The sequence below is a fragment of the Rodentibacter caecimuris genome (genome assembly GCF_001019715.1).
Lineage (GTDB): Bacteria > Pseudomonadota > Gammaproteobacteria > Enterobacterales > Pasteurellaceae > Rodentibacter > Rodentibacter caecimuris.
The window spans coordinates 1,565,231-1,577,990 of the sequence record NZ_BBXJ01000001.1; the positions used below are offsets into that span (position 1 = coordinate 1,565,231).

At 43.8% G+C, this 12,760-nt stretch carries 2 protein-coding genes; both read right to left on the reverse strand.

All coding sequences use genetic code 11. The features are described 5' to 3' along the window. Nucleotides 1–10,944: a two-partner secretion domain-containing protein gene (locus PNEUHYL_RS07710; RefSeq protein ID WP_059366800.1), complete on the reverse strand. Its 10,944-nt coding sequence runs from the start codon at nt 10,942–10,944 to the stop codon at nt 1–3. 35 nt (nt 10,945–10,979) lie between these two features. Then, nucleotides 10,980–12,734, reverse strand: a complete 1,755-nt coding sequence (locus tag PNEUHYL_RS07715) for a ShlB/FhaC/HecB family hemolysin secretion/activation protein (RefSeq protein ID WP_059366802.1) — start codon at nt 12,732–12,734, stop codon at nt 10,980–10,982. Nucleotides 12,735–12,760 lie beyond the last annotated feature (26 nt).

Genomic DNA, 12,760 nt, shown 5'->3' on the forward strand with positions numbered 1-12,760 from the left:
TTATTTCCCTTTCTGTATATAATCTCCCCCAATGTGTCCAGTTTTAGAATGCTCACGCTCAGGAACCAATTGCATTCTCCCTGTATCTTGGTGATGATGCCAAGTATATCCTGGAATTTTATTATTTGATGATTTAATCGCCTTAATTTGTTCTAAATCAAATTGTTTTTTAATTCCTTCTTCTCCTAATTCTTTATACATTTGTTTAGTAGCTTCTTTCATCTGGTCTGTGTAACTTAATTTTCTATAGTGTTCTAAACTTAACTTAGTGTCATATTTAGATATATCATCAAAAATAGGGAAACCTTTATTATCAAATGGAACACCTGTCACCGGATGTTTCTTACCTGCTAATTTTACATTTTTAGCTGTATCTGGCGGCATAGTTGTAGATTTAACATTCCCCTTACCATAAACATCTTCAAAGCTTCGTCTAAATTCTTTTGCTTCATAGAACCCATTAACCGAATTATCAATATAGCGAACAGCATCTTGTTGATGTTTAGCTGCCTCTACTACATTCCCTAACTTTTCAGCCGCTTTTGCTTTTTGAATAGATTCCTTAGCAGCCTTTAAGGGCTTAGTCACAATCTCTGAACCAGGTATAATGCCTATCACGGCTAAAGTATAATCAATGTTATCTTCTGCTTCAGCAAAAGACTTCATATCACCCACTACCGGTGTAAAATCAGCTGCAATACCTAAAACATCTTTAAATACTTCAAATTGTTCCTCTTTCAACTTTTGGTACGCTTCCGGATCTTTCTCTCTTAACTCCTGCTCTTTTTTCCACTGAGAATAAGATTGCCCGAAACTATTATTTTTCACCGCATTTTCCGCAACAGTTATCCCTGTGCTAATTGTTGCCAGATTCTCCGCACGATTGCCGTTTACCGTTAAACCGCTAGCTACCCCCGCCGCAACGTTGCTTAAGGTTAACACATTTTGTTTTTCCTCTTCTGTAAGTTCGTTTGGCGATTTACCGTACATGCCTTCGGCAAGTATCCCTGCACTCGCTTCACCTACTCCCGCCGCAATCGCACCGGTTGCCGCTTTGCCCCCTGCAAGCTCCGCTTCAATCGCTCCCCACAAGATATGCGCCGGAATATTCAGTCCGGGCATGGTTTCGGTCGCTTTTTTGATTTGTTCGTTGATATAAGGCGATGCCGCACCTGTGGCGATAGCTTCGGTGGATTTGCCTGCTAAAGCAAAGCTAATCGCATTGGTTAGTGCCTCGACCTTGCGTTTATGCTCGCCGCCAGTCTGCCATTTTTTTGCTTCCTCTTGTTTGTTTTTTGCCGTTTGACTATCACCTTGTTGTGCCGCGTCTGCCGCTTCTTTTTCTAGTCGTTGGGCTTGTTGTTCGCTATACCGGCTTGTCGCCTCGGCAATATTGCCTATCGCTTGGCTGAGTACTTGCTGCTCTTTCAGCACCTTTTGAATGTCTTTCGGGGCACTGACTTGACGGTTGGCGTCTGTGAGGTCGGTATTAATGCCCAGTTCTGCCGCTGTGGTTTCTCTTGGGGCGCTATCTTTGTTTAAGGTGATACGCCCTTCCGTTAAGGTCGCTTTGGTGACACTGCTGTCTTGCTCGCTGTCATACATCGGAACCGTCGGCGAAAGATGATTGCTTTGTGATGTGCCGGTCAGTTTGGCAAACTCCGACTGTTGTTTGGCTTGTGCACCGGTTATCGGGGCATTGCCCATCGCTTTGGTTAAATTTGCACTGCCGCTAATGCCACCGCTTATCGCTCGGCTTTGGCTTTCATTTTGAATATCTTCAAAAGTCAGCTTATTGGTTTTCAATTCGCTGTTTGTCGCATTGGTTGAGGCAATCGCTGCGCCTTTCAGATGAACATTATCGGCATTAATATGATAACCGCCCTCCTCGGCAAATAAACCCGATTGTTCAATCACTTGTTTACCCTGTGCCTTGCCGCTTGAAGCATTCGCATAACCGCTTGCGCCCCACGCCGTGCCTATGCCGCCCTGTACCCGTAAGCCACCGCCCGAACTGCTGCTTTTTGACAGATGTTCATCTTGGCGGCTTTCTATCCGGAGATTACCCTTGATGTCCGTATCAATCCGATTCGCTTTCGCCACCGCTCCCGATAAGGTGGTATCCCCGCCGCTTGTCAGGCTTAAGTGTGCCGTATCAAGATGGCTGTTATGTTGGGTAACATGACGCTCTTCTTGCTTACCTTGCGTGAAACCCGCTTGAGCGTAAATATATAAGCCCGTCTGTGCGCCAACGGCAAAGCCTACGCCCGATTCAAAGCCTGCACTTTGTTGTTTACCTTTAAATTTCTCAGCACTTTGTCCCGATTCCAATATCAGGTCTTTATAAGCATTCAGTTGAATACGGCTGTCCGCTTGGCGTTTGCCCTCACTATCCCGGCTGGTAAAATCCGTTTGCTTCGCCCGTATATCCCCTTCTGTCGCCGTAATGCGGATATCCCTAGCATTGACGCTGTTACCCAAACTGAATTCACTCATTGCGTCCGTGTTCTCCCGTTTATGCGAGAAACCCGAACCGCTTTCCACCCGAATTAATGCACCACCAGCCGCTACGTCCGTGTAAGCCGTATATCCCTTCGCCGCCAAACCTAACGCCTGTGCCGCTTTTACTCTATCGGAAGCGTCCTTATTTTTGACCGCACTTTCCACTGTTTGAATCAAATCTATCAACGGTGAACTAACTCGCGCAAACTGACCGATTTTTAAATCGCTCTGATGACTGTCCGACTGTTGGCGGTTGATTACTGTGTCAAAGGTGATATTGTCCGCTTGAAGATTAATCTGTTGTTTCGCCAGTAATTGCCCTGCCGTTTGATGATAATCGCCTCCGGCATTGATATTAAGATTCTTATTTAGGCTCGCTATCATTGCCCCTTGATGACTCACCGAATCAGCGTTTTGGCTATTGAGTTTACGGTTATAACCCGCAAAACGCTCCGTCTCCGATATCACCGCCTCGCCGATACCTTGGAAACGATTATCTTCGCTTTGTCCGAGACGGGATTGGGCAGTCGTTAAACGAATGTCTTTACCTGCCGAGAGATGGCTTTCTCCCTCACTCACAAATTGAGTGCCGACTAAACGAATATCGCCTTGTTGTGCCGTTACACTAGCATTTCCGCCAAAGGAAAGCGTACTCGCCTGTTCTTGATAACGCTCCCCTTCGCCCAAACCTTCTCCGGCATACAATGTCGCCATTGAAGTCAACGATTTGGATAAATCCAGCCCGGCGCCCCAATTTCGCTTACGGCTGGCTTGGCTTTCCTGATTGACCGCCACATTTAAGTCAATGTTCTCTTTTGCCCATAACGCCCCGTCTCCTTTTGCCGATAACAAGGCGCCCTGTGTGGTAATATTGCCTACTGCTGCCGTAATCGTTAAATTGCCGCCTGCACTCAATTCACTCACCACCGCTTGTTGGCTTGCTCTATGACTGTTAGATTTTTCCTGTTGGTGTTTTATATAAGGACTAAACGGGCTGGTTAATTGGTGCCCGGTTTTACCTATCGCTTCTGCTGTCGTGAGGATTTTGCCGACAATTCCACCAGCCGAGCCCTGTCCCGCCTGCTCGCCATAATTGGCTTTCGCCACTTTAACCGGATTATACACAACGCTCACCCCTACACCGCTTGTCTTACGTGACGATTGATGTTGGCTGTATAAGCGGTTATACGCAGCCTCTAACGCTACATTGCCGCCTTGCACTAAAATATCTTTTCCAGCATCCGCCAATACGCCTTCGCCTTTTAAAGTCTGTTTGGCATACAGTTCGATATTGCCCGATTGCGAAACTAACGCTGTGCTATTTACCGTCGAGCTATCATATTGCCCTTGACGGTTTTCTTTGCTGCGTTGATAGCCCAATGCCGCTACACCACCGGAGAAACTCGCACCAAAGCCGGATTTTTTACGTTTCTCCCACTGGGTCGCAAAATGACTGTTTTCCGACACACCCAATGTCAAATTATTTTCCGCCGATAACACTATATCCGATTGTGCCTGTAAGGTTGCCCCTTGTGCGTGTATATCTTGACCGGCTACTAATGTGATACTTTCGCCTTTAAGTTCACTGCCTTGTTGCTGTTCGCCTTTTGCCGCCGCAAAACTGGTTTTGCTGGATTTTGAAATGCCCGAACCGCTCTTGATATGATGATATTCCTCAAGCTCATAGGCTTTTGCCACACTGTCTAACACTAAGTCATTCTGCGCCAATGCCGTCAGCCTTTGCGCCGCTTCAAGCAGGGCTCCTTGCGAATAAATATTTTTTGCTGCTAAGCGAACATCACCACCACCTTTAATCCGGCTGATTTCCACATCGTCTTTACGTTCGTTACGATAATGGTTACCACCACCCATCTTTTCATCAAAACCGACTGAAAGTGCGGTCAGATTGAGGTCGGTTTTGGCACTTACTTGTGTCTCGCCTTTACCCTCATTGATTATCGCCGCTCCTAACAGATTAATTCGATTGGCACTCACGGCAAGCGTGCCGTTTTCGCCTTTAACGTGTAACAATGCTTGGCGGTCAAGATTGGTTTGGTGACGTCGATAGCCGTCAAGATTGACTGCGGTGGTTTTGCTCGTGCTTTGATGCGCTAAATCACCTTTTACGTTTAATAATAACGCGTCATCAGCCTCAAACACGCCACCAATATTGTGCATATCTCCCGACACTTGTGCAGCAACCGTACCACCTGAGACTTTGCCACTATTATGAACCGATTGACTCTCTAACATCACTAACCGCCGTCCGGCAATTGTGCCTTGATTGACCAATTCTTGGGTTTTGACTTGAACATTATGAGCGGAGAATAAGGTGCCGTTGCCGGCTACATCCCCTTTTTTGACCACCGCATACACTTTCGGCACTAACACTTCCGTTTGGCTGCCATCATCCAGTCTGACTTGCTCTTTTTCCAGCCACACAATATCGGTGGTTAATGCCGCCACTTGGGCAGCTGATAATTTCACGCCCGGTGTAAGATGAAAAGATTTCGCAAAGGTAATACCTGCATCCATTAAACCTTTATATTGGCTTTCAAAATCTTGATAGCCGCCTAAATATTGTCTGCCTGTCAGTAAGTTGATTTGCTCTCGAACCAAACGTTGCTCATAGTAACCGTCGCCTAAGCGTTTATGCACATTTTCGTGATCGTGACGCAGCGCTTTATACATATAATCCGAACTCAGCCATTTTTTATATTGGGCAAAATCCGGGTCGGTTTCGATAAGAACGTGGCTGTTCGCATTCGGGTTTATACGGTATAGGCTTTGTGTCGGCAGGCGGGTGTCAACCGGAATACTACGAACTTCAATCCCTTTATCCTTATCAATAGTAGGAATCCGTTCCACTGCTAATTCAGTGACCGACAGTTTAGTTTGGTTCGTGTTATTGTCAAAGTTGACCTTATTTTGATCACGATCAACATTTGTCACTGACGAGACATTCAGTTTACCAATATCCGTACTATTGACCCCATTTTGCACCTTAGCAATCTCATTACGGGATTTACCGCTTTGATAGTGTTGATAAGCCGCCGGTTGTGTGTTTTCAAGCTGAACAAAAATGCCCATATCTTTGTGTTGTTCATCAACCCGTTTCAATGCACCGCCTTGAGTGTGTTTGCGCTGATGATAACGACGAAAACCGCCGCGCCATCTGGTATAAGTGTAATCTCGCCATCCTTCTTCAATATTGCGTGTAATGGCGTCTTCATCATCTAAATTTTTTAAAGTACCGCTTCCCGCATTACGAATATCCCGCCCGCTAATGACCCAGCTTTTATCATTGAGAAAACGCTCGCTTTGGTAGGTAATATTTTCTCCGGCTAAAATTTGCGCCGGTAATGAGGCGGTAGTAATGTTTTCTTCCACACGTTCACGATTGACAAAAAGCTCCCAAAAACGGTAAAACTCTTCGCCCAATAACGGACTGTTGTGTTTATCTATCGCATCGCTGAGTGCTTTTAAATTATCGCCGTATTTCGCCGTCCAACTAATTAACGGCAATAGGGTTTCATAATCCGCTTTATCTTGCACAGCTTTGTTATAAGCGGTTAACTCTCGTTTATATTTGTTTTTTGCCTGTCTATATGCGAAGAAACCTGGATAATTCTCTCTTTTCGGCTCAACCGGTTTTGCAGGCACAATCGGCGCATAATCCATTTGGGCATCTTGCTGCTCGTCTAACGCATTGATTTCTTCTTCGCTTAAATTCGACGGCGTCAATCTACTCACGCCCTCTTGTTTCTGACGACTTATCGCTTCCGCCATTGCCGGCGTAATTGTCGGCATCTCTTCCGCCGGTGCAGTTAAATTAAAATATTGCCAAATCGGATTATCCTTGCCGTAAACGCTTTCCGGCATAATCCGACATTCGCCCTTGTCGCAATCCGCCGTATTCGGTATAGCAAGCAGTTGATCTTTCGTTAATTGGCTACTGTCGGTAATGACCTGTAAACGGCTTGGATCGTAGCTTCGCACATATTTCCACGCCCGGCTGAAATTAACGCGTCTTAAACCTTTGGTATCAATATAAGATAATTTGCCGTTATTGTAAGGTGAGTCACCTGTTGCTAAATAATCCGGCAAAATATAGGATTTGGATACCGAAACATTTGAGGTTTCTTGAATAGCGGATTGGTAATGGATATTCGTGTTAGCCACATCTTTGATATTTAATCCAATCTCTTTTCCTGCCTCAATAATGCTGCTGAAGTTTTTCAAACTCAAGGCTTGACCGACGGCATAGTTATTCTCGTCTAAACGATTACCGAAGAAGATACCGCCCTCACTATAAATGAGCGCACCACTTTTTCTGTTCGCATCATAATTTTCGGTTAAGTTGGTAATACGCTGTGCCCCTATATCTAATTGCTTCCTCGCTGCAATCGTCGCTGCATAAACCTTACCGTCGTTACCCCGTTGATCTTTGTTTAATACGCTATCAGCTTGTAACGCAACATAATCGCCGTAAATCCGCCCCGTGCCAATATTATCGATTTGTTTAGCTCGAATCAGCGTAGTGGCGTTTTCCGTTTCATTAAAGCTATTAATCAAGCCTTCGTTATGTAATGTTGAAGCGGAAACCACTTGGGTTTGTGCCGCACTGATTCTTCCACTTTGATGATTGGTTATTTTACCCGCTTGAAGTTGAAGACGATCATTCGCTGATAAACGGTGCTGATTGACTAACTGTCCGGCAGTCGTTAATTTCAAGCTATGATAAGCATTGATATCTCGTTTGGTATTCACATCCGATTGAACATTAATATCAATATGTCCGGCTTCAATATGTCCGTCTTCGCTAAAAGCACGAGCGGTTAAATTCAATTTATTATTTGCCTGTAAAATGCCTTGCGTATTATTGACATCCAAACTATTCGGCGAGCCGTTAATATGCAAATCGCCCCAGCTCAATATTTCGCCTTGATGATTGTTTAATTGCGAATCAAGACGAAAATCCGCCCGGCTTAGGCTATAAATGCCGCCCTCTTGGTTATTGAGCTGACGACTGTTTACCGTCAACTCTCGGGCAATAATCCCCTGTGTCGGATTATCTTGTTGCGCTTTCGTGGCTTGATTGTCGATATTAGATACATTGAAGCGCAAATATTGATGAGAAATGACAGCCGAACCCAATGCACCGACACGAGAGTTGTTCAAATCGGTTGCCGTAATATCCGCATCGCCCGTTGCCTGAATAAATCCGGCTCGGTTATCAATAGCTCCGGCGGATAATGCAAGCAAACCGCCACTAAGCAATTTGCCGTTACGGTTATCAAATGCCTCTCCTCGTGTGTTAAGTTGAATCTCACCTTGCTCCGTCGTGACTCGACCTTGAGTATTATTCACACCAAGTGCGGTCAAATTGAGAGAGTTTTTTGTATTGATCGTACCATTAAGGTTTTGTAATGCTTGCGTAATCTTAAGCGTTGCAGCCCCTTGTGTCGCCGCAATCGTGCCGTCTTGGTTATCAAGACGGTCGGCAAGTAGCGTAACGGCACGACTCGCTTTTATATCGCCTTGCCGATTATCAACACCTTGCGTCGCTGTTAAATGAAGCTGATCAGCAACCAAAATTTGTCCTTTACGATTGATCATTTCCATCGCATTCAGCCGACTATCGCCGCTACTTAGCCGACCTTGACTATTATCAATGATTGTTGCCGCTTGAATTTGCTGGGTGGTTTTAGCGGTTACTATGCCTTCTCGATTATCCAACCCACGAACATTCAGACTCTGATTTTCACCTGCCGCAATGTATCCCAAGTGGTTATCTAATTGTTCAGTCCGAACGGACAAATTACCCAAGCTAATGATGCCGAGCGGTGTACCGGATGCCGGACGGGTTTGGCGATTATCAAGATTGCCTTGTAGAGCTAGATGAATCGCCCCTTGGCTTTGAACCAATCCTTTCGTATTAATAAAGTCTTGAGCGGAAACAGTGGTATTACCCCCTACACTGATTTTTCCCTGTGCGTTACGAATTCTGCCACGGTGCATTTTCATCATCAAATCTCCGCGACTGACGATTTGCCCTTGTTGGTTATCCATATCAGCAGCAGTTACATTGATTAGCCTGTTAGCCACTACATCGCTTTGTCCGTTATTGATAAACGAACCGCCTATCGTTAAATCAACCTCACCGCCCTCAATTAAACTGTTCTCTTGGCTGATTAAATCCTTTGCGGTCGATACTGTCAGAGCGTTATCGGCTTTGATTACGCCTTCGCTTTGACTTATTAAAGCGGCTTGAATGGTTGCCTGTTGTGCGCGGATGATACCTTGATGATTGGTTAGATTACCGCTGTGCAGAGTTAACTCTGTACCACTTGATACAATGCCTTTATCATTATCTAGCTGACTTCCAGCGGTTTCAATATTGAGCTGTCCGTCTGCTTGAATATTCCCCTGTGCATTAGATAATGCGGCACTGTTAAGGATTAAATCACCATGTGTGAATAATTTGCCTGCTTGGTTGTTGAATGAATGATTGTATGCTTCAATGCGGACACTTTGCTCGCCTTGAATTCTACCTTGTCGGTTATCTAATTGACCGGTATAAAGAGAAAGGGTTTGATTGGCAAATAATAATCCCGACGAAGAAAGAAATTGTCCCTGATGAGTATCGACCTCCAGTTTTCCGGCAGCAATTAATTTACCTTTTGTATTATCCACCCGTTGCGTATCAATAAAGAAATGTCCTTGTGTTGAAAATGTTCCGCCCGAATTATTAATGGATTGAGCAGACAGTTTAAAATCCTCAGCACCGGTTTGCAGCCAAACGCCATAAGCATTGTTAAGTGCGGTCTGTTTTGTCCGAATTTTATTTGCCGTCAAATGACTATTCGGCGTAGAAAGCGTTGTCGGCGTATCTAAAACAAGATTTTGTTGCGCTGCCAACCACGCTTCATTTGCCTGAATATCGCCCTGTCGTGCTTGAACTTGAATGTCATAGGCTTGATTGCGACTGTGGTCTAAATTGACTTCCTTGGCATTAATATTTAATTGTCCCGACGCAAGGTGTTTGCCTTGCAACGTTGCTTTACCCGAACTATTAATAGCTATTGTTTTTCCTTGTGCGGAGAGATTTTCCAGTGAGCGTTTCTCACCTTCAGCCGTATCTTTTACATCGGCACCGGCGGCAATAAGTGAACGGGTTGAAGCAGTGACACTTGGTGCATTATAGTGAATATTCCCTTTCGCAATGGATTCACCTTGTTGGGTAATACCCCGATCGGCGGTTTTATGAATATTGCCAGCTCGGGCAACAATGACACCATCTTGCTTAATGTCCGATTTGCTATTAAGTGTGATGTCCCCCTGACGATTTTCAATTTTGCCACGGTTTTCAATACCCTTTGTACCGCTGAGCTGAACCGCTTTATTCGCATTTAACGTACCGCTATTGACAATTCGCCCTTGGCTGTCAATTTTAAGGGTTTCGGCATTCGCCCCGATATGCCCTGCATTGTGTACGCCAACACCTTGTTCGGTACCAATCAGATGAATTTTATCGGCATACATTCCCCCTAACTGCCCCACATCAATCGCAACTTGTGGCTTCGTTTCTTGTGTAGTGGCTTGATTGGTATGAATAATTTGTAAATCCTCAGGTTTGCCCGTACGCTTAACCGTATTTTTACCGGTGACAACCTTCATTTCTTTTTTCGACCAAACGCCCGCATTGATTTGGGTTTCTCGGGCAATAATCTCCGTATAATCTACACGACTGTTATCTAAGCCTTTACCGGATACACTGACTTTGCCTTTTTCCACAACAAAGTTTTCAAGATTACCATGTTGAATTTGAGGTTTACCTGTCGTGAACGTAGTACGATCTGAATTAATAACCCCACAGCCTTCACAATGAATACCTGACGGATTCGCAATAATTACATCAGCTTTTTTACCTGCTACTTCAACATAACCTTTAAGCACAGAGGGATCGGATGAATTCACTTCATTTAAAATGACTTTCGCCTCGCCTCTGGCAAGATAAGGGTTACCTTGCACCCATCCGCCCTGTTGCGTTTGAACATGTGTTCGGCTGTTGTTTAATATTGCTCCTTTAGTATCAACATCAAACTTACTGTATTTATTATGGGATAACCCTTGTTCATTAGGCGTTTGAATATTGACTTGTGGCAAACCGTTTGCTGTTTGTAGCACGATTGGTTGTTGAGTTTTAGGGGCTGATTTATCTGCTTGGATAATCAAATTAGCAGATACCGTGCTAGAAAATGAAACAAATCCTAGCGCACAGAAAAGACTGAAAGTAAGTGGTTGAATTTTCGCAAACAATTGGGGAATGCCGGATGAAGCCCCCTCGGTTGATTTTCCTTCTGTTTTCGCTAACTCCGACGTGACAACCAAACATTGTAAAGTTTTACTAAAAATGACACGGAAACAATTTTTATTCATTTTAACTATCCTTTAATTTTTAATAATATGTTTAATTAGAAACTATAGCCTACATTAAAACCGGCAACGGTATTTGATGTTCTAAAACCTGTTGGTTTACTTATTGGTTTTCCGACAAAAACATCATAATAAAAACCTCGCCATCCCCCTTTCAGCCCAATCGCACTGCCAATAAGATGATGACCTAATTGAGATTGGGTTGACCATCCCATAACTCGTCCTCCGTCAAAAGCAAAATAAAGTTGTTGCCCTTTACCATTCACATTCCAAGCAAATTCATTACGCCATAACCAACCTCGTTCACCGGCAAGCGTAAGTTCACCATCAAAACCTCTGACAGTATAACGCCCGCCAATACTAAAACGATCTTGGGCAATTAAAGGGGTTTTATTCCATTGTGCACTCCAAGCGGTTTGATATTGCCAGGATTGTTTACCCAACATAAACGGTTGAGTAAAATTAATGGAGGCAAAAATAATTTCCGGGCGAGAAGTTCCTTCTCCCCAAAGTTCTTCCGGCGCTGATAATGCCCCTCTTGCACCGGTTCCCCGTTTATAACTACCGGATAACTCAAGAACCACATCGCCAATATATTCTTTATGAGACAGTCCTGCTTCCCACCCCGCCATACGACGTTTTTGCACATCAATCTCCGAACCATCTACATAGTTACTAGACTGACGAGACCAAAATCCTCCGAAAATAGAGGTTTTACGCTTACTATCCCGATAAATTAAGTAAGATAGCGTCGCCTTTGTGGTATTGCTTTTTCCCGAATAGAGATAGTTATTATCGAAAGCACCAAAAACTTCTTGACGATAACGGTTATAGGTTTGTGATGCCGATAACGTCCAATAACCGAAAGGGATAGAATAATAAAAGGTTAAATTTTTACTGGCACGGTTACCTTTTTCATCATTGTGAGTCTTTAAACTATGTGTAAAAGAAGTATAAAAAAGGTCATTAGCAGAAAACATATTATCAAGAGATAATGTTCCACTTGCTTGATATTGCCCCGTTGATTTCGAACCAGAATCATCCAAGCTTAAATTCACTCGGAAAGGCGAGGCTTGTTGATAACTAATTTTAATGTCACTCACACCGATATCGCTCTTACTTGGCAATAACTCAATGTTCGCTTCTACTGTTGGCACCCGTTTAAGATTTTCAAGCGACTGTTCCATATCTCTTACACTCAAAAGATCACCTTTTGAAAAGGTGAATCCTGTTAAAGCATGTAAACGGCTAAAACGTGGAACATTGCCACTGTCCTCAACGATGGTATTCCCTACTTTACCGGGAATAATCGTTAACACTAAAGAACCACTGTTCAGATCTTGCTCTTGCGTTACAACACGTGTGGTAACGTATCCTTTTTCAATAATTCGATTTTGAATTTGTTTCATCAAAATACCTATTCCCTCTCCGCCAAAACAATGCGGGAGGGTAAGTTTTAAATCGTTGTAAGCTTGATTTAGTGCCCATTGGAATTGGCTTTCAGAAGAGGAATGTTTAGCTGAATAATCAATCAACGTGATATGATGAATCAGGTAACAAGGCGTTTCTTTATCAGATAAGGTCAATCCTTTGTAATTTGTCGTCTCTAAACGAACATCAGCCTGAGATTGCAAGATTTTCTCTTGTGCTTGCTGATTTTGTTGTTGACGTTGCTGCTGAAGTGCATCCATTTGGTTTAAACGGGAGAAATTTTCCGGTTTATTAGCAAAAGCAAATAGTGGTACGATCGAAAATAATGTAACGGTATAGAGTTTATTAAATACTGTTTTCATACTTTAAACTAAGTGATTGAATTTAT

What these genes read in the sequence shown, in the direction of transcription:
- PNEUHYL_RS07710 (WP_059366800.1), bottom strand. Translation starts at nt 10,944, where the DNA reads ATGAATAAAAATTGTTTCCGTGTCATTTTTAGTAAAACTTTACAATGT.
- PNEUHYL_RS07715 (WP_059366802.1), bottom strand. Translation starts at nt 12,734, where the DNA reads ATGAAAACAGTATTTAATAAACTCTATACCGTTACATTATTTTCGATC.